22 protein-coding genes and 1 pseudogene are annotated in these 19,607 nt (G+C 60.9%); 14 read left to right on the forward strand and 9 right to left on the reverse strand.

Annotated elements, in window-relative coordinates; genetic code table 11:
• The first annotated feature begins 15 nt into the window (after nucleotides 1-15).
• The 3 genes from FFI94_RS11620 to FFI94_RS11630 are packed head-to-tail and all read left to right on the forward strand — an operon-like array spanning nucleotide 16 to nucleotide 2,947.
• Nucleotides 16-534 carry a transglutaminase domain-containing protein gene (locus tag FFI94_RS11620; protein ID WP_138873067.1) on the forward strand — a complete coding sequence of 173 codons (519 nt, stop codon included), beginning with the start codon at nucleotides 16-18 and terminating at the stop codon, nucleotides 532-534.
• A 29-nt stretch (nucleotides 535-563) separates the two neighbouring features.
• A complete protein-coding gene (gene map, locus FFI94_RS11625) occupies nucleotides 564-1,421 on the forward strand; it encodes a type I methionyl aminopeptidase (RefSeq protein ID WP_033234952.1) in 858 nt (285 codons plus the stop codon).
• 2 nt (nucleotides 1,422-1,423) lie between these two features.
• Entirely contained in the window at nucleotides 1,424-2,947 is a 1,524-nt protein-coding gene (locus FFI94_RS11630; protein ID WP_138873739.1) for a cobyric acid synthase, read from the forward strand.
• A 4-nt stretch (nucleotides 2,948-2,951) separates the two neighbouring features.
• Here FFI94_RS11630 and FFI94_RS11635 read toward each other — a convergent pair whose 3' ends face one another.
• From FFI94_RS11635 to FFI94_RS11650, 4 genes are all read right to left on the reverse strand, one after another.
• The gene (locus tag FFI94_RS11635) at nucleotides 2,952-3,812 is read right to left on the reverse strand and encodes a PhzF family phenazine biosynthesis protein (protein WP_138873068.1); all 861 of its coding nucleotides are present in this window, start codon (nucleotides 3,810-3,812) and stop codon (nucleotides 2,952-2,954) included.
• A 71-nt stretch (nucleotides 3,813-3,883) separates the two neighbouring features.
• A complete protein-coding gene (locus FFI94_RS11640) occupies nucleotides 3,884-4,264 on the reverse strand; it encodes a hypothetical protein (protein WP_138873069.1) in 381 nt (126 codons plus the stop codon).
• Nucleotides 4,265-4,375: 111 nt separating this feature from the next.
• A complete protein-coding gene (locus tag FFI94_RS11645; RefSeq protein ID WP_138873070.1) occupies nucleotides 4,376-4,795 on the reverse strand; it encodes an ATP-binding protein in 420 nt (139 codons plus the stop codon).
• A 198-nt stretch (nucleotides 4,796-4,993) separates the two neighbouring features.
• On the reverse strand, nucleotides 4,994-5,797 hold the full coding sequence (locus tag FFI94_RS11650; protein WP_138873071.1) for a hypothetical protein: 804 nt from the start codon (nucleotides 5,795-5,797) through the stop codon (nucleotides 4,994-4,996).
• A gap of 39 nt (nucleotides 5,798-5,836) precedes the next feature.
• On the opposite strand from FFI94_RS11650, the gene FFI94_RS11655 reads away from it, so the two are divergent.
• Together FFI94_RS11655 and FFI94_RS11660 are read left to right on the forward strand one after the other, a co-directional pair.
• A complete protein-coding gene (locus tag FFI94_RS11655; protein ID WP_260684013.1) occupies nucleotides 5,837-6,643 on the forward strand; it encodes a TspO/MBR family protein in 807 nt (268 codons plus the stop codon).
• Between the two features lie 117 nt (nucleotides 6,644-6,760).
• Entirely contained in the window at nucleotides 6,761-7,681 is a 921-nt protein-coding gene (locus tag FFI94_RS11660) for an NAD(P)-dependent oxidoreductase (protein WP_138873072.1), read from the forward strand.
• Nucleotides 7,682-7,823: 142 nt separating this feature from the next.
• On the opposite strand, the gene FFI94_RS11665 is transcribed toward FFI94_RS11660, so the two are convergent.
• The 3 genes from FFI94_RS11665 to FFI94_RS11675 are packed head-to-tail and all read right to left on the reverse strand — an operon-like array spanning nucleotide 7,824 to nucleotide 10,503.
• A complete protein-coding gene (locus tag FFI94_RS11665) occupies nucleotides 7,824-8,381 on the reverse strand; it encodes a hypothetical protein (RefSeq protein WP_138873073.1) in 558 nt (185 codons plus the stop codon).
• On the reverse strand, nucleotides 8,378-8,704 hold the full coding sequence (locus FFI94_RS11670; protein ID WP_138873074.1) for a hypothetical protein: 327 nt from the start codon (nucleotides 8,702-8,704) through the stop codon (nucleotides 8,378-8,380). The genes FFI94_RS11665 and FFI94_RS11670 overlap by 4 nt, the downstream gene beginning before the upstream one ends.
• Before the next feature lie 11 nt (nucleotides 8,705-8,715).
• Nucleotides 8,716-10,503, reverse strand: a complete 1,788-nt coding sequence (locus FFI94_RS11675; RefSeq protein ID WP_138873075.1) for a TIGR03767 family metallophosphoesterase — start codon at nucleotides 10,501-10,503, stop codon at nucleotides 8,716-8,718.
• Between the two features lie 404 nt (nucleotides 10,504-10,907).
• Between FFI94_RS11675 and FFI94_RS11680 the strand changes: the two genes are divergently transcribed.
• From FFI94_RS11680 to FFI94_RS11700, 5 genes and pseudogenes are all read left to right on the forward strand, one after another.
• The gene (locus tag FFI94_RS11680) at nucleotides 10,908-11,255 is read left to right on the forward strand and encodes a DUF4286 family protein (RefSeq protein WP_138873076.1); all 348 of its coding nucleotides are present in this window, start codon (nucleotides 10,908-10,910) and stop codon (nucleotides 11,253-11,255) included.
• A gap of 14 nt (nucleotides 11,256-11,269) precedes the next feature.
• Complete coding sequence (locus FFI94_RS11685; protein ID WP_138873077.1) at nucleotides 11,270-12,040, forward strand: glucose 1-dehydrogenase; 771 nt, start codon at nucleotides 11,270-11,272, stop codon at nucleotides 12,038-12,040.
• Between the two features lie 56 nt (nucleotides 12,041-12,096).
• A complete protein-coding gene (locus FFI94_RS11690) occupies nucleotides 12,097-13,101 on the forward strand; it encodes an NAD(P)-dependent alcohol dehydrogenase (RefSeq protein ID WP_138873078.1) in 1,005 nt (334 codons plus the stop codon).
• A gap of 1,266 nt (nucleotides 13,102-14,367) precedes the next feature.
• Nucleotides 14,368-14,742, forward strand: a complete 375-nt coding sequence (locus FFI94_RS11695) for a hypothetical protein (protein ID WP_138873081.1) — start codon at nucleotides 14,368-14,370, stop codon at nucleotides 14,740-14,742.
• 85 nt (nucleotides 14,743-14,827) lie between these two features.
• Nucleotides 14,828-15,049, forward strand: a pseudogene (locus FFI94_RS11700) (divalent metal cation transporter); the annotation flags it as partial.
• Here FFI94_RS11700 and FFI94_RS11705 read toward each other — a convergent pair.
• On the reverse strand, nucleotides 15,011-15,181 hold the full coding sequence (locus FFI94_RS11705) for a zinc transporter permease (protein WP_138873741.1): 171 nt from the start codon (nucleotides 15,179-15,181) through the stop codon (nucleotides 15,011-15,013). The pseudogene FFI94_RS11700 and the gene FFI94_RS11705 sit on opposite strands and share 39 nt — an antisense overlap.
• A gap of 310 nt (nucleotides 15,182-15,491) precedes the next feature.
• On the opposite strand from FFI94_RS11705, the gene FFI94_RS11710 reads away from it, so the two are divergent.
• A complete protein-coding gene (locus FFI94_RS11710; RefSeq protein WP_138873082.1) occupies nucleotides 15,492-15,833 on the forward strand; it encodes a hypothetical protein in 342 nt (113 codons plus the stop codon).
• 23 nt (nucleotides 15,834-15,856) lie between these two features.
• Here the strand turns inward: FFI94_RS11710 and ctaD are convergent, their stop codons facing one another.
• Nucleotides 15,857-17,542 (reverse strand): cytochrome c oxidase subunit I, encoded by a 1,686-nt coding sequence (gene ctaD / locus FFI94_RS11715; RefSeq protein WP_138873083.1) that lies wholly within the window; start codon nucleotides 17,540-17,542, stop codon nucleotides 15,857-15,859.
• Nucleotides 17,543-17,783: 241 nt separating this feature from the next.
• Between ctaD and FFI94_RS11720 the strand changes: the two genes are divergently transcribed.
• The 3 genes from FFI94_RS11720 to FFI94_RS11730 all read left to right on the forward strand — a co-directional run bounded on the left by FFI94_RS11720 (nucleotide 17,784) and on the right by FFI94_RS11730 (nucleotide 19,593).
• On the forward strand, nucleotides 17,784-18,233 hold the full coding sequence (locus tag FFI94_RS11720) for a PPOX class F420-dependent oxidoreductase (protein ID WP_138873084.1): 450 nt from the start codon (nucleotides 17,784-17,786) through the stop codon (nucleotides 18,231-18,233).
• A 20-nt stretch (nucleotides 18,234-18,253) separates the two neighbouring features.
• Nucleotides 18,254-18,853 (forward strand): TetR/AcrR family transcriptional regulator, encoded by a 600-nt coding sequence (locus tag FFI94_RS11725; RefSeq protein WP_260684016.1) that lies wholly within the window; start codon nucleotides 18,254-18,256, stop codon nucleotides 18,851-18,853.
• Between the two features lie 296 nt (nucleotides 18,854-19,149).
• Entirely contained in the window at nucleotides 19,150-19,593 is a 444-nt protein-coding gene (locus FFI94_RS11730) for a Fur family transcriptional regulator (RefSeq protein WP_138873085.1), read from the forward strand.
• Nucleotides 19,594-19,607: the final 14 nt, after the last annotated feature.

The raw sequence follows: 19,607 nt of genomic DNA on the forward strand, positions 1-19,607 counted from the left end.
CGGTGAGGTTGTGCTGTGTACGGACTCGACGACTCGCAACCGGCGTCAACTACTCTCCGGCGCGGACGCGGATCGTGCAGTCAACGACTTGCAGTGCTGGAGGCGCTGGCCCGCAGTTGTGGGATTGCGACGCGGGTGGAGGGGTTAATTCTGCGCGGCGAGTTCTGGTACCCGCGTTTCCCGCGGTTGCGCGCACTTATTCCCGAACGCGTTCTGTTGGCATGGCCCGAGTTCCTTGTCGACGGCCGATGGTCCACGCTGTCCGAGACTCTGGTCCGGCCGTCCGCCGCGGCGCCGATCGCGGCGTTCACCAACTCGGGAACCGAGACACTCTTCGACGCCGTCGCCCGAGCACCGATCTCGTGGACAGGTGCGACGACGTGCGATTGTCTGGACTTGTCCGAGTTTGTCGAGCTGAGTCTGGGAACCTTCGATTCTCGTGACGCGCTTTTCGAGGATTTCGGCCAGACGATGTGTTGGCCGACCAGAACGGTCGTCGATCCGCTGTTCCGGAACTGGAGTGCGTCAGGCTAGTGCCACGATCGGGGGCTAGGCTGTTCGGCATGTCTGTGCGTACACCGTTGGTCCCCGGAACCGTCTCACCCGTCCTTGCTGTGCCCTCGAAGATCGAGCGGCCCGAGTACGCGTGGAAGCCGACAGCCAAGGAAGGCAACGAGCCTTGGGTCCAGACGCCGGAGACCATTGAAGCGATGCGCGTCGCGAGCAAGATCGCCGCCAGGGCGTTGCAGGAAGCGGGCAAGGCTGTTGCTCCCGGCGTCACGACTGACGAGCTGGATCGCATTGCTCACGAGTACATGATCGATCACGGCGCATACCCGTCGACGTTGGGTTACAAGAGCTTTCCCAAGTCCTGCTGCACCTCCCTCAACGAGGTGATCTGCCACGGAATCCCCGATTCCACGGTCATCCAGGACGGTGACATCGTCAATATCGACGTCACCGCCTACATCGGTGGGGTGCACGGCGACACCAACGCCACCTTCCTCGCCGGTGATGTATCCGAGGAGCATCGTCTTCTCGTCGAGCGCACCCACGAAGCCACGATGCGGGCGATCAAGGCAGTCAAGCCGGGCCGCGCGCTCAACGTGATCGGTCGTGTCATCGAGTCTTACGCTCACCGATTCGGGTACGGCGTCGTGCGTGATTTCACGGGCCACGGCATCGGCGAGACGTTCCACAACGGCCTCGTGATCCTGCATTACGACGAGCCCGGTGTCGAAACGATCATCGAACCCGGAATGGTCTTCACCATCGAACCGATGATCAACCTCGGTGGCATCGATTACGAAATCTGGGAAGACGACTGGACCGTTGTCACCAAGGACCGCAAGTGGACCGCTCAGTTCGAGCACACCTTGGTTGTCACCGACACCGGTGCCGAGATCCTGACTCTGCCTTGACCCTGCGTGGTGCTCTGCTCGTAGCGGGTACGACCTCCGACGCGGGCAAAAGTGTCCTTGTTGCCGGGTTGTGCCGGATGCTGGCGCGTCGCGGTGTACGCGTCGCGCCGTTCAAGGCGCAGAACATGTCCAACAACTCCGTCGTCACCCTGGACGGTGGGGAGATCGGTCGCGCTCAGGCACTTCAAGCCCGCGCATGCGGGTTGGAGCCGAGTGTGCGTTTCAACCCGGTCCTACTCAAGCCGGGAAGTGATCGAACTTCGCAACTGGTCGTTCGCGGCAAGGCGATGACAACAGTCGGTGCGCGGGATTACATGCAGCACCGTGCCTGGTTGCGCGGCGTCGTCGCCGAGGATCTGGCGTCGCTGCGAGACGATTTTGATGTCGTGATTTGTGAGGGTGCCGGTTCGCCGGCCGAAATCAATTTGCGGGCAACGGATCTCGCAAACATGGGATTGGCGGAAGCCGCTTCTATTCCGGTGATCGTGGTCGGAGACATCGACCGTGGTGGCGTGCTGGCCCATCTGTTCGGAACGGTCGCGGTTCTCTCGCCGAGTGATCAGGCCTTGATCGTCGGCTTCGTGATCAACAAATTCCGTGGTGACGTCGGACTGCTCGAGCCAGGCCTCGAACAACTCCGCGAACTGACCGGACGACGGACGCTGGGTGTCATCCCGTTTGCCGACGATCTGTGGCTCGACGCCGAGGACTCGCTGGGAGTTACCGGTAACGCACCGGTGGGTCGCCCCGGACAGCCTGTCGGTTCGGCGTGGTTGACGGTGGCGGCAGTTCGGTTGCCGCGCATTTCGAACTCGACGGACGTCGAAGCCCTCGCTTGCGAACCGGGTGTTGCGGTTTCGTGGGTCACCGACCCGGCACGGATTCGCGACGCGGACCTCGTGGTGATTCCGGGCAGCAAGTCCACGGTGAGTGATCTCGCGTGGTTGCGCAGCACTGGCCTGGCTGACGAGATCATCGCCCGCGCGGGTCGTGGACAGGCCGTGCTGGGAATCTGCGGTGGCTATCAGATGCTGGGCAAGTCCATTGTCGACGATGTCGAGTCAGGATCGGGCACTGTTCCGGGACTCGGATTGCTCGATCTCGACATCGAATTCGCTTCGGACAAGGTTCTGGCTCAGGTCGACGGTCACTACGACGGTATTCCTGTGTCCGGGTACGAGATTCACCACGGCCGGGTGGTGCGCAACAATGATCTCCCGTTGCTGAGAGCTGCGGACGGTTCGCCGGAGGGAAGTGTTCGAGGTTCCGTCCGAGGCACCCATTGGCATGGACTTCTCGAGAGTGACGCGTATCGACGCACCTTCCTGACGGACATTGCCGGTGCTGGATTTGTGGTGGCGCCCGATACGTCCGTGGCTGCTGTCCGTGAACAACAACTCGACCTCCTGGCCGATCTCGTCGAGAAGTTCCTCGATCAGGATGCGCTCGAGGAATTGATCGGTGGGGGAGTCCCGACTGGATTGCCCGTCATCACCTCGCTCGTGGGTGGCGCCGGCGCTCCCTGAATTCCTACTCCGTGATGGGGACAGCCGTGCCCGTCACTGAGATGCCTCCCTGTGTCGGAATATCGACAACCAGGACGCTCGGACGGCCGACATGTCGGCCTTGATGGATCGTTATCCGCCGGGGAGTGTCGGCGGGATTGAGTGCCCGCAGGTATCCGCCGGTAGAAGCCGCCGCAGATCCTGTCGCCGGGTCTTCGGTGATGGTGCCCGCGGGAAAGAGGTTTCGGGCTTCGAAAGTGTTGGCGTCCACTTGATACAGGAAGGTCACGGTTCCTGCCCAGCCCTGTGCGTCCATGAGTGCACGCATTGCCGCGGGCTCGAAGGTGAACTGATCGAACGTCGACTTGTCTCCGAGAACCACAATGGGGTGGGTGTTGCCGGCATAGGACAGCTGGGGCGGAAAGTTGGTGTCGATCGCCGACGAGTCGATGCCCACGAGTCCGAGGAGTGCCGTGAGCACGGCGTGGTCGATGGGTGAGATTGCCGGTTCCACACTGGTGAAGGTTGCGAGAATGCCGGATCCGTCTGTTCGGGTCGTGATCGAGACCGGCCCGACTGATGTTTCGAACGTGAAGGTTCCGGCGCCGTCACGTTCGGTGAGCGCCACCGCGGTGGCGATGGTGGCGTGGCCGCAGAACGGAATCTCCGCGATGGGGGAGAAATATCGAATAACGTTGCGCTGCTTGTTGTCCGCTGGTCCGGGCTCGGTGACAAATGCTGTCTCCGCGTATCCGATGTCCGTGGCGATGGCTTGCAACTCCGCGTCGCTGATACCGCGGGCATCGAGCACCACTCCGGCGGGGTTGCCGCCAGTGGGATCGGAACTGAATGCGGTGTAGCGAAGGATATCCGGTGTGATGGCCATGAATCCATCGTCCCTGGTGAACGTGGTAGGACGAAAGAGCCGTTAGATCGGAACTGGACTGCGCGGCTCGCTCAGCCCGCATACCGGCCACTGTAGGCGCACAGCACACCCCAGGCGGCAGCGAATCCAGCGACCTTGAGTTTTGTTGCGGCGCCAGGAAGCGTCAATCCGAAGACAGTGGCGTCACCGAAATCGGCTGCTGCCCGAAGTGCGACAGCGCCACGACGCGCCGGCCCGTAGGGCGCCGTGGCCAGCAGAAGTCCGCTTGCGACATCGCGCGCTCCGACCGCCCGAATTACGGTCGCTACTTCCGGTGCGACGCTGCCGTCAGCCCGGGTGAGTTTGCACGGCTTCGCAAGAATTCGGGGTGAGAGGACGACGGCAGAGCTGTACACGGCGGTCAGGACACCCAGGGCTTGAGGGAGCAGGCGCGCAGTGGGGATTGTCGTCATGATGAGCGGGTACCCACAATCTGTTGCCTGACACCCGCCTGACAGATGGGTGCGCTGGTTCATGCACACCATTCGTAGCCAGAAGTCAACTCCCGCAGCCGTTCCCGGACGCTAACCGTGAATGGCATCGAGTGTCATCTCCAGCGTAACGGTGACAGCCCAGATCTCGGTGGGGCCTGCTACCGCGGACGGACACTGCTCGAGGGCAACACCGTCGACCAGATTCTGCAGAACGAACCAGCTGTAGGACGTGATGCTGGTGTCGACCATTGCCGATGTGGTCCCGGTGAGGATCACCGACAGGTTGCTCGTATCGACTCGGACGGTGCACGTGAGAGTGCTGCAGGCGACGGTGAGGTGCAGGAGTGTGCTCGCTGCTTCGTCGACGGCAAGAACGAGATCCGCCACGGCGTCGGGAGCTAGATCGTGGTGCGCGCACCGCGACTGTACGAGTGCTCGCAGCGTATGGAGCTGGTCAGCTGTGGCGGCCACAGACAGTGAAGGGGAGGAGAAAAACTCGTTGACAACCATGAGTGCTCCTAGGATGCGGTTGTGGGTGTCAAGTCAGGAAACAACGGCGGCGGACCGTCCTGATGACTACCAGTGCGCGCATCGAAGGTGCTCGTTCAAGTGGCCGCCTGCTGAAGCGATTCGGCAGGTGCAGGCCAGATGCCGTCTGTAGTGCATTCGTAGCCGGATCGACCGCGGATGGGTGGGACCGGAAAAATGTCAGGTATCGAACTCGGCAGCGAGATTCTTGGCGTGCTCCAGCTCAGTTCCCGCGCACTGGGCGGCTTCCTCGGCGGTGCGTCGAGCGGACTCGGCAAACCGGCACTCCTGCTCGGCTCGTGACAGTGCCTCGCGGAGTTCGGACAGTTGCTGCTTCGCCTGATTCACCTTCTCGGTGGCCGCTTCGAGTTCCGAAATGGCCTGATGTGCAGCGGTTTCCGCGACGCTGACGCGAGTCTCGACCTGTTTCCGTGCGGCCTCGTTCGGCTGTTCTATTGGCTCGGCGTCGGAAGGCGGGGGTGCTGCAGGCTCGGGTACCGACGCGAGCGCCGCAGGGCCGAAGCCGCTGTAAGACACTGAGCCCAGCATCCGGCCGCGTCGCAGATCGGCACCGATGTCGGGTTCGGCCAGCGCCGCCGACAGCGACTGGCCGATCTCGCGCAACGCGGTCTCCGACAATGGGCGACCGCGGTCTTGTGCCGCGGACGCGGCACGGTCGGTCAGTGCTGACAGTACGGCCGCTCGCCGGGTTGCGAGCGACCGCAACTCGTCGCCGTGTAGCGCCTGCTGCGCCGCACGCAGCGCTGCTCCGAGTTCGAGCAGTCGATCGAGGCTGTCGGGTTCCACCCGAACAAGCAGGTTGAGCGCCCATCCCGTTGTAGTCGGTTTGCGCAGCGCACCTAGATTCTTCGCCAGCGTCGCATCGCCCGATTCTTTGGCGCGTGCAACTGCGGCGCGTCGCGCGGCGATGAATTCGGACGGGTCGACTGCGTACAGTTCGTCCGCTGTGCGCTCGAAGTCCACACATCATTGTGGCACCGCGCTGGTGGATCGGGATCGCCAATGCGAATTGTGTACGGACTTACGGGGCATACGTCAGGTATGGGTCGGGGTATGAAGTTCGTCGTCGTTGTCAGCGCCGTGGTCGCAGTCGTCGGATCGTTCATCGGTTCGGGAGCCTGGATCGGCACGCCGATCGGGGAGGCAGTGGGAGGTGCACTGAGTGCTACGTCAACGCTGGTGGCGCCTGCCAGGACTGCATTCTCGATCTGGTCGGTCGTCTACGTCGGATTTCTCGCGTATGCGATTTGGCAGTTCCTGCCAGGCAGGACCGTGCGTCATGAATCCTTGCGCCCTGCGATAGCGGTGTCGATGCTCCTCAATGCGACCTGGATTTTGTCGGTGCAGGCCGGATTCTTGTGGCTGAGCGTCGTGATTATCGGGTGTTTGCTTGTTGTGCTCACGCGAGTGTTCGTACTGCTTCAGCGGCAGCGCCCGGAGAATTGGATGGACGCAGTAATCACGGACGGCACCATGGGTCTGTATCTCGGCTGGGTATGCGTCGCGACCATCGCCAACATCACTGCCTGGCTCGTCGACCTGGGCATCACGAACGCTGCGACGGCGTGGGCGGTCATCGTTCTCGCCGTCGCTGCTGCGGTCGGGGTTGGCTTGGCCACGGGTTCCCGCGGCGCGATTGCGCCGTCGATCGGCATTGTGTGGGGACTGGCGTGGGTGGCGCAGGGCCGACTGGAAGGTGAGCTGGCGAATACGGTTGTCGGCGTCTCGGCAGTGATCGCAGCCATGATGGTCGGCGTTTATACCGCGGGCATCAGGCTCGACCTGACGGGCGCGCACCGGACGAACTGAATTTTTGATCCCGGTCGGTGAGAGAACTGATTCTCAAATGGTCCGGTTTACCTACATTGATGAGTCGAAGTAATTCTCCACCTAGAAGTAATTCTCTACATAAAGAAGAGGCATTCTGTGAAGATCCTGATCGTTGGCGGAACTGGCATGATCGGTGCCCACACGGCACTTCACCTTCGCAAGATGGGAAACGACGTAACCGTCGCGGCCCGTAATCCACTCGCCGATGACTCGCCGGTGCGAGACTTCCCGGTTCTGCTCGGTGACTACACGGAACAAACATTCACGGCAGATCAACTGGCACCGTTCGACGCCATCGTCTTTGCTGCCGGCCAGGACGTCCGACACATGGGCCGCGGCGTCGACGAGGCCGAGTTCTGGGAGAAGACGCAGTCCGGTGGGGTGCCCCGGTTCGCGGCTCTGGCCAAGGAGGCCGGTGTCGCCCGGTTCGTCCAGGTGGGAAGCTACTACCACCATCTGCGCCCCGAGATGGCGGAGACGATGCCGTACATCGCTGCGCGCAAGGCCGCTGACGAGGGAGCACGGGCGCTGGCCGACGAGACCTTCAATGTCTCGACGCTGAACCCGCCTTCGATTCTCGGTGTGATCGGCGGAGCGTCTGCCAAGCGCTACCGCAAGATGTTCTCGTGGGCCGGCGGCAAAGAGGCGCAGATTCCTGACTTCGCTCCGGCCGGTGGCACGAACTTCATGTCAGTCCGGTCTCTGTCCGAAGCGATCTGGGGCGCGCTGCAACACGCGGAATCCGGCAAGGCATATCTGATCGGCGACCAGAATCTCACGTACCAGCAGTACTTTCAGTTGCTTGTTGCTGCCGCCGGCGGCGATCGCGTCATCGACGAGCGTAACGAGGAGCACCCGATCCTTCCGGACAGCTTCATCGTCCAGGGACGTGGCAACGTCATCGCCTACGAGCCGGCTGCTGAGGACACTGCGCTGCTCGGCTACACCCAGAACGACTGTGCCCGTGCACTCACGGAGATGTACGAGACAGTGAAGGAATCTGTCGCCACACACTGATGCTCCGATCGCTCGGCAATCGAGCATCATGAGGCCCCGGCCCACTGTCCTTCGCTGATCGTGTTCTGGTTTGTCCAGGAATGATCGGGGCAGTGGGCCCGTAGGTCGCCTCGCCTGCTTCTGTTTGCTCTGGTCGAGTGGATCAGGACGGGTGTGCACGTCGGTGAAGGGACGCCCAGTAGGTCGCGAGAATCGCTGCGCTGGTTCCGAAGACGAGCCACGTGATTCCAGCGGCGACAACTCCCGTGACGAAGAACCCGAGAACCAGTCCCGCGACCACATTCACGATGATCAACACAGTTGCCCCGGCCAATCCGAGGAAGGTCCGAATCGGCGCGAACGTGATAGTCCGAGTGACTGCTCTCAACGGTCCGGCGGCGACCGCCGACAGTACCGGCAGGGAAATCAAGGCGACGAGAAGAGGCAGAATCGGATTCAGGATGCCCGCGACGATTCCGCAGAGCACAGCGACAGTCACCGCCAGCAACAACCGTGGTGAAGATCGGCCGTCGGTGTGCGCAGCGAAGCCCATCGTCAGCCAGAGCGCGAGGATCAACACCAACGCCGAAGCCAGTACTCGGACGGAGAACCACCACGACGTTGTCGGGACCGGATCGCCGAAAATCAACAGAGCTTGAATCACGGCGCCCACCACGATGATCGGCGCGTAGGTGAGAAGACCACGGGTCAGGCTCTTCACGATGCACCGACCGTTCCGTTGCGATCGAGGACGGTTTGCACATCTCCCGAGTAGAGGGTCACGGCGTCGACAATCAACTCGAACGTGCTCTCGTCCTCGGATGTCGATGTAGCCGTGATGGTCTCGCCGTTCACGGTTTCACCGGTGCATCGCAGTTCGAGACCTTCGCCGGAACATACCGGTGCCACGAGGATGTCGATGTCTTTCTCGAGGAGCACTTCGTTGGTCGCGTAGCGCATGTCGGCGATTCCGGCCCCACCCACCGGCGCGAGGGCGTCGATCTGGGCGCATCCGCCGAGTGCCGACACCAGAGCGAGTCCCACGACGAGTCGCCTCACCGTGATGACCGCTGCTGGTACGAGAGCAGGCGGGCATGCTCGTCGAGGTGCTGCTGTTCGAGTGATGCGTCGGTGATGATTTCCAAGTCGAATGGTGCGGTCAGGAGGAGCTCGGTGTTGCGGTCCAAGGCCGATCCTCTTCTCATCAAAGGGTTTTCGGCCCAGTCGTTTGCTGCCAGTTCGCGGCTCTGCGACGCAAGGTCGAGGTAGCCTCCGGAAGTGCCAGGAGTGATCGGAGACGCGTGGTCGAGGACGGTGGTGAACAGCGACAACGTTCCGTCGCGGTTGTCGACGATCTCGACGGTTTGTTGTTGCTGCGGGAAATCGATGCACGACGCGGTGGTGATCTCCCAGAATCCGTGGTCGTTGCCTCGGTGCGCGAGGATCTGGTTTTGATGGGTGTGGCCGTTCAACCAGCCGATCACTACCGGATACTTCAACAGCAGATCAACGAATTCCTCAGCTCCGTAAAGCTTCTTGTTCATTCCTGGGCGCTGAGCGCGATTCTCCAGGGTCAGGCTGTTGTGGTGAGTGAGGATCAGAACAAGCTTCTTCTGCGCCTGAGCCAATTCCAATTGATCTCGGAGCCAGTCGAACTGATCCTCGGGAACCGCGCCGTCGGCGCCGGCGACCGCATTGCAGGTGTCGAGCCCGAATGCCCGAACATGGGGCGTCATCTCCGTAGACCACCAGGTTTCGCCCGAATCCAGATTGTGCTGGGTGAATCCGTGTCCGATCGGGCCTGGCGCGTCGGTCGTGTTGAAGTGTTCAGCCATGAACTCACGCTGCTCGAAGAGGTAGCGCTGCGGATCCGCTGTGACACGTCGGAAGCCCGGCCGAGTTCCGGCTTGCACGCCCAGTGCGTCGATCATCCGTTGCAGCGGACTCGCCGTCGCGGCATAACCGGCGAGCGCGGATGTGGCGGTCGCCTGCAATGTGTACGACTTCTCGGATCCGACTGCAAGCGAATGCAGTTGCGAAGACACGTCGAACGTGCCGAGGAGAAGCGTGTCGTGGTTGCCGTACACCGCGTACCACGGCACCGGCAGACCGACCGATTCGACGGGCTCGGCGATCGCGTCGCTGAGCAACCGGGGCAGGGTCGGAAATCCGTATTCTCCGAACGACCCTCCTGACGGGTCATCCGGTCGATATGCCCATTGCGCGTCTGGCCAGGCCTGGACGCCTTCGAATGTCGTCGGTGATCCGCTGTTGGGCGTCACTGGAACACCGTCGAGAACGTCGATGTACCAACGTAGTTCGAGGTGTGAGTGCATGTCTGCACTGTCGCCGGTGACCGTTGCCGCACCGAGTGGTGCACCGGTGACGGGGCTGATGGTGTTGTCGGCGAACGACTTGACCATCGCAGCGGTCACGTGGACGGTCAGCGGATCCTGCGGGTGGAATGCAGAACCCCACGCCGCATGATCTTGGACGATCATCGGTTCGATGCGCGCCGGTGACTGCGCGTCGATGACGTGCATATCCGACAGGTGGCCGAGGTACAGAATCGACCGCCGGGCTTGCGCCCTGGCCGCGGCCGGCGCTCTGCGCAGAATGTCCAAGCGCGGCAGATGCTCCTCACCGGGGCCTGGTCTCAACGTCCGATACGAATGCGCGTCTCCCGCGGCGCGAAGAATTGTTCCGGTCAGCGTCGAAGGCGCAGCTTCGGTCGGGGTCTGTGCAAACGCCACGCGGCTCCCCAGTAGAGCAGGAGCGACTCCCCACAGAGCGGCCAATGCGGCCGTCCGACTCACGAACTGACGACGAGACAATCCGGGCATTGCGCTCCTCGATCTTGGCTAGCGGAAGAACATAACCACGTGTCGACGACGGGTCGGACATGATCCGTATCGACGGGTTGGAATTGTACGGACTCCGGACAAATCCGACAGACCGTCGGAGGGTTCGCCGCGGGATCGGTGTTCGGTGTCCCAGCGCCCTGTGCTCGTGGATGTATTTGGCGGCGGTTGCAACCTTTGTGCTGAGCGGACAAATGTCCGGCCTAACTCTGACCTCAGAGCATATGGCGTGGGTCACAATCGCCCTCTAATGTTGTCGCTCGAGCGGTGATCCGATCGCAGCCTGGCGGTGCATCAGCCTTCAAACGAGTGCTCGGTACATGTCGCTGGTGAATGCACTTGTTGCCCAAGCAGTCCGAAACCTAGTTGAACAGGAATCTCACACCATGAGCACAGCGATTCTCGTCGCGCACGTACATCCCGCTGATCCTTCTTCCGAGGCAGAGTTCAACCGCTGGTATGACGAAGTGCATATTCCGCAGGTCGTCGAACGGGTGCCAGGGGTTGTCTCCGCCTCCCGGTTTTTCCTCGCGGATGCGCAGTTGCTGCCCGAGGACGCATTGCCCGCCCGCCGCTACCTGAGCATTTATCAACTCGACACGGAGGACCTCGCGGGCACCGCTCAGGCGTTGGGGAGTGCCTTGGGCGACGGAACTCTCGACATGTCCGAGGCTATCGCGACCACCGGAGACACTGGGCCCGAATTGCTCTTCTACGTCCCGACCGAGAACTGAAGGAATCTGCCCACATGTCCGATCTACTCGAGAACAAAGTTGCGATAGTCACCGGAGCCGGCGCTGGAATCGGCGCAGCCATCGCCCGAGCCTTCGGGGCGGAAGGTGCTCGCGTCGTAGTTTCCGACATCAACGGTGACGCAGCACAGGGCGTGGCCGACTCGATCGAGGGCGCCATCGCGGTTACCGCGGACGTCACCGACGAACAGCAGGTGAAGAATCTTGTCGCCCAAGCGGTGGACGAGTTCGGTGGACTGAACGTCGTAGTACCTAACGCCGGCATCGCCACCACGACTCCACTGATCGAGACCTCGTTCGAGGACTGGCGGAAAGTCATGTCGGTCAACCTCGACGGAGTATTTTTGACCATTCGTCATTCGTTGCCCGCGCTCGTTGCGTCAGGGGGCGGCTCGATCGTCAACATCTCCTCGATCTCGTCGACGACCGGTTCGCCGCTGATCGGCAGTTATGCAGCGGCCAAGGCTGCGGTCCGCAACCTCACCGAAACCCTGTCGGCTGAACTTCGCTTCCACGGTGTGAGGGCAAACGCTCTGCTCCCCGGATTCATCGACACCGACCTGGTCAAGAGTCACCAGCTAGATTTCGAGAATGCGCTCGGCCTCGAATCCGGAGGCTTCGACGACCTGATGGTCACGAAGCAGACGCGTTACGGGCGCACCGAGGAAGTGGCCGCCGCAGCAGTGTTCTTCGCGAGTGATCAGTCGTCGTGGTGCAACGGCAGCAGCCTGGTTCTCGACGGAGGGTTTACCGCGTCGCTCCTTTGAACTGCCGTAATCCCTGTTCGTCACCAGACCCCACTATCCATGCGAGGATCCACACCATGACCAACCGTGCCGTGTACGTGCTGCCGCCTGGTGGACTGGGCAACCTCGAATCGAGGGTGATCGACACCCCAGTGCCGGGTGTGGGTGAGGTGACGATCGCGATCCACGCGAATTCTCTCAATCATCACGACTACCTCGTGGCGACCGGCGAAATACCGACCGACGGCCCTCGTATCCTGTTGTCCGATGCGGCTGGTGAGGTTGTCGCAGTCGGAGACGGCGTAACGCAGTTCGGTGTCGGGGATCGAATCATGAGTACCTATCTGCCGCATTGGCGCGGTGGCGCACCGGATTTCGACGGTTTCGGAAACTCGCCCGGTGACGGCGTCGACGGGTTCGCCCGCGCCGCCGCAACGGTGTCGGCGTCGGCAGTAACAGCGATGCCGCGAAACTACACCTATGCGGAGGCGGCTACGTTGCCTACCGCTGGCCTGTCCGCGTGGCGTGCGCTATTCGGCGCTGTTCCAATCACTCCGGGTTCGTCGGTGCTGATCCCCGGAACCAGCACGGTCGCGTTGTTTGCAGTCCAAATGGCGAAAGATGTTGGAGCTCAGGTGATCGCAACATCGTCGTCCCCCGACAAGATGGCCCGATTGCGCGATCTCGGTGTCGATCACGTCATCAACTACCGTGAGAACCCAAGTTGGGGCGAGGAGGTGATGCGGCTCAGCGGCGGGATCGATCTCGTCCTCGACGTCGGCGGGCCGTCGACGCTCGGTCAATCTCTGGCCGCTGTCCGGCCGGGTGGGCGGATTTGCGCGCTGGGCATCATGAACGGCGCCTCGGCGTCGATAGACCTGACTTCTCTACTGACCAAACAGGTCACAATCGAAGGCGTTTTGGTGGGTAGTCGTGCCCATCAGGAGGACATGGTTGCCGGGTTGGAGAACCTTACGTTGCGTCCCGTCATCGATTCGACCTTCAGCCTCGATCGTCTCGCCGACGCGTTCGAGCAACAGAAGTCTGGGCAGGCTTACGGGAAAATCGTCATCACCAACTGATGATGCTTGCCGGCTGTGGTCCGTGGTCTTCGTCTCTGCCGTGGCGTGGAATGACGTTGACCCGCGGCGACATTTGCTTGAATCGCCACGGCCTCAAAGACAGTCGCGGTGGGGGCCTCGATGACCTTGTCGGATTGGCGGTTCGTCGACTGTCGTCAACCGGCGCGCACACCTCCACTACGCTGTGAACGAGGTTGGTGAGGAAAAGTGTTGGTAGGTAACGTATTTTACGAGTATGACTGTTGTCATTGCCGAGATCGACCGAGGTCTGGCTACTCTGGCTCATCGCGGGTCCGTGGCTTACCGCGACTACTTCGGGTTGGTGTATCGATGCAACTCGATGAAGTCGAGCGAGTTGTGGCGGGAACGGTTCGATCTACTATCGATGGTGGAACTCTGTCGGCCGCATCTTGAGAGTTGTTGTTGTGGATGCGGATCGTCCGTTCGTCGAGCACTCCTCGGAGCCACAGTTCGAGGCTGTCTGCGGCACTGTTTTCCCCGCCGAGTGAAGCGGCCAACTTCGAAGTCAGGTGCAGACTCGGCATCTGAGGTCCGGTAAGTGCTCTGTATACGGCCTGGTGCGAGTATCCGATCCGCTCGGCCAACCGTGTAGTCGGGAGGTCTCCGTTCGCCTTCACCAGATCCTGCATGTATGTGAAAAAGTCGTGACGAGGACCGGGTGGCACGTCGGGTTGCTTCAAGGATCTCTTCGACATGTCTCTCCTATCCGAGTGCGGCGTCCGGTTCGCGCGTCATCGACGTCGTATGGGCTGTGGCTCGCGATCGCACCGCCTAGAGGAACCTGTCCGTGCCACCGGCATCTTGTGCTGCTTGACGGGATGCGGGGGTGTCCCGGTGATGATTCCACCGACGAGTCGACTAGCGAGAGGTTTTCCATGGCCGGTATTCGGAGCAGAGACCACTGTGGCTTGGTTGAATTGGAAGGTCGTGACGAAAAGCACTGACTGATTGGACCTGCATTCATGGATAGATTGACGAGGAGTGCCGTGGACGCGGATACGCGAGGTCAAGGGAGGCCTCGATCTGCGCGGTCGGCAGTAATAACAGTTCGGCGAGGGTCTTGTGCGCGTTCGTTCCAGGCCAAGCGTGGTCTGTCCGACAGAGCCTGAAGTACACGGGTATCAGGCGAGTGATGGGAAGGCGATATCGAACTTTAAATCATCGAACTATCTGTTACGGAAAGTTTTCGTGATATCTACCTTTGGTGGCTGAATCGGAATCCCCTGCGCCCCAAGCTAAAGTGAAATGACTGAGCTTGGGAAGAAGATCGCCGTCAGTGCGGCTTCGCTCGTTGTTGTCATCGTGTCGAGCGCAACGTGTGCGGAGCCTCCGAGTCGGATAACTGCGACGACACCCACCGCCACAGTTGTCGAGCCGGAGATTCAAGTGGCACTTGACAATCTCCATCCTGGCTGCCGAGAGGTCGATGCCGAGCTGCAATCGGCAACAGCCCATGCGCTGAAACTGCTACAGCGAAATGGAATTGATGATGAAACTCAATTGACGTTGCTACTACACCTCAGGCAGTCGACGCCTGCGGACTTCGGATCTCTCGACGTGAGTTGTGCTCAGCAACTGGGCACCCTTGTAGCGCTTCGGATGCTGCGGGAAGGCAAATAGCGGCGGCCCCAAACTTCATCCAGCCGGAACGGTCGGGCTGTAGTGGGCGATTCTGGGCGTGTTTCCCTGACCCGCCATGCCCCGCGCATTGATTGTCGCCGCTGCAGCAATCACGCTGATTCCCGGTGCGCCGATTGGCTTGATCACGACCGCCGTGCAAGCGCTTGCGGGACTGCTTCTTCCGAGTGCGAGGGTGTTCCTGCTGTTGTTCTGTAACGACAGGCATGTGCTCGGACCGTGGGTCAATCCTCGGTGGGGTTGGTCTGACCTAGCTGTCGTCGTGTTCGTCGTAGTGACCCTCGTGCTCGGCGTGGCGGTGTCCGTCGTGGAGGTAGTCCACATGATCACCGTGCTGGACGGCCTCATGACCACAGTCGGGGCCGTGCACGTGCGGGTGATCGGCCGAATCATGTTGGCGGTGTTCTTCGGAAGTTGTCATTTCGCGCCTTTCTACTTCGGTGCCTCGCTTTGGATGGCGATGCCGGTGGATTGGGCGGGCCGTACTTGACGTCGATCGCGATTGCCGTTCATCTCAACCGTAGTAGCGATTTCGGTACTGAGCCAGGGCTGGGCGGTGCGCACGTGTAAGTGCGAAGGTAAGGAGGCGATGCGGATCCGCGGTGGCAGATCCTGGCTAGCGCAATTGACACTCTAGGATCGGACCGAGCGGACCAGGAGTTTCCCCTATTCAGCGTCCTCGAGGCTCTGATCGGTAGCGATCAACGGAACCTGCAACGAATGGAGTCGCAATGTTCGGACGAGGGCGGAAAGAATGGGAGAACGCCGAAGCGACCATCGTGCTCGTCAGGATCAAGAAGGTCTCGAGTGACGGACTCACGCCGACAAGGGAATGGGCAGCCGATGTCCGCCGTGCGGACGGAAGCGTTGTACGAGCCAAGATCGACGAACCTCGCTGGGTGACCGACTTCTGGCCACCGGACGCAGGTGCCGTCGTCAAGGTTCAGATCAATCCGCAGACCGGAGTTGTGCGCTTCGATGTGAAGAACGACCCGCAACTGAGTGTGAAAGGCCAAGAGAAGCTCAAATCCGATGCCTTCGAGGCCACGCTGAGACAACCGCCGACGCCGTAGCTTTCGATTAGCAGACGAAATCCCTACTCGCGGTTGATGTGGGCCTCGGCGCGCATGCGCTCGACCATGTGGGGGTAGTGCAGTTCGAAGGCGGGGCGTTCGGATCGAATTCGGGGTAACTCGGTGAAATTGTGCCTCGGCGGGGGACACGTGGTGGCCCACTCGAGAGAGTTTCCGAACCCCCACGGATCGTCAACGGTGACGACTTCTCCGTATCGGTAGCTCTTGAAGACGTTCCACACGAACGGCAACGTTGATGCGCCCAAGACGAACGCGAAGATCGTGGATATGGAATTCAGCATTGTGAACCCGTCGGACGGTAAGTAGTCGGCGTATCGGCGAGGCATACCTTCGGCGCCCAGCCAGTGCTGCACAAGGAATGTGCCGTGGAATCCGACGAACGTGGTCCAGAAATGCCACACACCGAGGCGTTCGTCCAGCATCCGGCCGGTCATCTTCGGGAACCAGAAATAGATGCCCGCAAATGTCGCGAACACGATCGTGCCGAACAGAACGTAATGGAAGTGCGCAACGACGAAATAGCTGTCCGTGACGTGGAAGTCGAGTGGTGGGCTCGCGAGGATGATGCCCGTCAAACCGCCGAACAGAAACGTCACCAAGAAGCCGATGGAAAACAGCATGGGTGACTCGAAGGTCAACTGTCCCTTCCACATTGTGCCGATCCAGTTGAAGAATTTGACTCCGGTGGGCACCGCGATCAAGAAGGTCATGAAAGAGAAGAAGGGCAACAATACGACGCCCGTGGCAAACATGTGGTGCGCCCACACTGCAATGGACAACGCCCCGATGGCGAGTGTGGCGTAGACCAGTCCGTTGTAACCGAAGATCGGTTTGCGGCTGAAGACCGGCAGTATCTCCGTAATGATGCCGAAGAAGGGGAGCGCCACTATATAGACCTCAGGATGCCCGAAGAACCAGAACAGATGCTGCCACAGGATGGCGCCGCCGTGGCTCGGGTCGTAGATGTGCGCGCCGACGTTTCGGTCGGCAAGGAGCGCCATCAAGGCCGCTGTGAGGATCGGGAAGGCGATCAGGATCAGAATCGACGTGATGAAGATGTTCCAGGTAAAGATCGGCATGCGAAACATCGTCATTCCCGGCGCGCGCAGGCAGATCACGGTGGTGATCATGTTGACGGCTCCGAGAATGGTTCCGACTCCGGCCAATGCAAGTCCGGTAATCCAGAGGTTGGCCCCGGCGCCGGGCGAGAATGCGTCGGTGGACAACGGTGCATACGCAGTCCACCCGAAATCGGCCGCGCCTCCGGGGGTGATGAAGCCACTGATCGTGATGAGCGCACCGAACAGATAGAGCCAGTAACTGAGGGCGTTCAATCGGGGAAACGCAACGTCAGGCGCTCCGATCTGCAGCGGCAGGATGTAGTTCGCGAAGCCGAAGACGATCGGTGTTGCATACAGCAGAAGCATGATGGTGCCATGCAGAGTGAACAGCTGGTTGTACTGCTCATTGGACAAAAACTGCATTCCTGGAACAGCTAGCTCCGCACGCATCATCAACGCCATCACTCCGCCGATCATGAAGAAGGCGAACGAGGTGAACAGGTACATCAATCCGAGCTTTTTCGGATCTGTTGTTGTCAACGTGTCGAGAAGTGCCTGGCCCTTCCGGAGCCGGCGTGGGGGATACGGCCGTCGGCCTACCAGGGGGCGGACAGGTGTTGCTGTCATCAGGGTTCTCCCATCGCACGTTTGGAAGCGCGACTGCATGAGTTGTTACCCGTACTTGAAACCAGCGAAACAGCGCAGGGTGAAGTCATGGGTCATTCTGACGGCGGGAAACCGCGCCTGAACGACGCGCTATTGATTCGGACTTCGAAAGCCGTTGGACCGCAGCGTCGTACGAAAGCTTGGAAATGGCACGAGATTCGAATGACGGAACAATATTCATTCCTGTGTCGTTGACCGGGCTATGAGCGACGATACGAAAGTCCGGGACGCACTCTTCGAGCTTGTTGCCAATGGGAAACAGGGTGTTTTGGCAACCATCAAACGCGACGGCAGGCCGCAGCTGTCCAACATCATCTACCGCTGGGACTCCGAGTCGCGAACGGCATCGATCTCGATTACGGCTGACCGGGTCAAGAGTAAGAATGCCGCGCGGGACCCCCGGGTGTCGCTGCACGTGAGTGCTCCCGATTTCTGGGGTTATGCAGTGATTGAAGGGAGTGCGGAGTTGACTCCACCCGCCGCAGACCCGCATGACGAGGTAGTTGATGCGCTGGTGGATCTCTATCGAGACATCAGCGGCAAGGAGCATCCCGACTGGGAAGAATATCGGCAAGCAATGGTGGCTGAGCGGCGCCAAATTCTGAGCATGCAAGCAGACCACGTGTACGGCATGGCGGGGACCGTCGAATAATTACGAACTATCATGTAATAGTGAATTCGGAAACTCCCGCACGTGCCGGCCGGCCACGTGACCTGGGTAAGGACCAAGCTGTGCTCGTTGCAGCACGCCGTCTCCTGGCGGAAGTCGGCTACCAGCAGACGACGATTGCTGCTATCGCCCGGTTGGCCGAAGTGAATTCGCCGGCTATCTACCGCCGATGGCCGACCCGTGAAGCGTTGATCGAGGAAGCTGTGCACGGGACGGGAGGCCATCCGCTGCCCGAGGCGTCCGGCGACCTCCGAACGGACCTTGCGACGTGGGTGCGTATTTTCCTGGTTCGAGCCGCGCGGCCCGCAGCCAGGGCGGGTGTCCCTGGCCTGCTCGCGGACTCGCAGAGTGAAGAAGCCCGGCAACGCTTGCTGGCCATCGGCGCTCCGGTTCGCAAGGCCTTTCAAGAGATGTTGGACGACGCTGCGGCTCGGGGTGAAATCCCGGTCGAGGTGGACGCGATGTTCTTGTTCGACCTCCTTTCCGGCACCACCACGATGCGTGGTCTCACGCGCGGAACCGAGGACGAGGATCACTTCGTCGAATCGCTTGCAGGTTCGCTGTACGTGCTTGCTGTGCATGCAGGTGGCACCGCCGCCTGAGAACGGCGCTTGAATCAACTACCTTGCCCAAAATGGGCTCGGGTTTTCTTCCAGTGCGCCACGTGACTGCCCGTCCACTTCTGATGGCGAATTCGCTGGGGTAATACGCGCGACAAAAGGCCTCGCGGTCGAGTCGGCGCGGTGCCCGAGACCGGTGGTGCACCATAACGGTCACGGTGACAATTGTGGCAACAATTCGGGATCTTTTCGACCTCGAATCGGTTCATTTCGCGTCAATTCCAACTATTTTCGCGAAAGTCTTGGATCAGTCCAGATATCCGCGTCATAGTAGAGGGGTGTCCTCGACGCCGGACTTTCCAGCACAACTGCGTGACGCAGCGCTCCGTGTGACCCGACCAAGGGTCGCGGTGCTCGAAGCGCTGCATGCGCGTCCTCATGCCGGTACGGACGTAATTTTCGATGCTGTTCGGACGGTTCTACCGGGAGTGTCTCGGCAAGCTGTGTACGACGTCCTGCATGCGTTGACGGCAGTGGGAATTGTGCGGCGGATTCAGCCTTCCGGTTCAGTTGCGCTGTATGAGTTGAGGGTTGGCGACAATCATCATCACGTCGTCTGCCGATCGTGTCGGATGGTTTCGGACGTCGACTGCGCAGTTGGCGAGGCGCCGTGTCTGACGCCGCCGGATTACGACGGCTTCGAGTTTGTCGAAGTCGAAGTTGTCTTCTGGGGGATGTGCCCCGATTGTGCGACACCACAGAGTTCGCGATCACGCCCGTGATCGGAGTCGGATCT

The organism is Rhodococcus sp. KBS0724, assembly GCF_005938745.2.
Lineage (GTDB): Bacteria > Actinomycetota > Actinomycetes > Mycobacteriales > Mycobacteriaceae > Rhodococcus_F.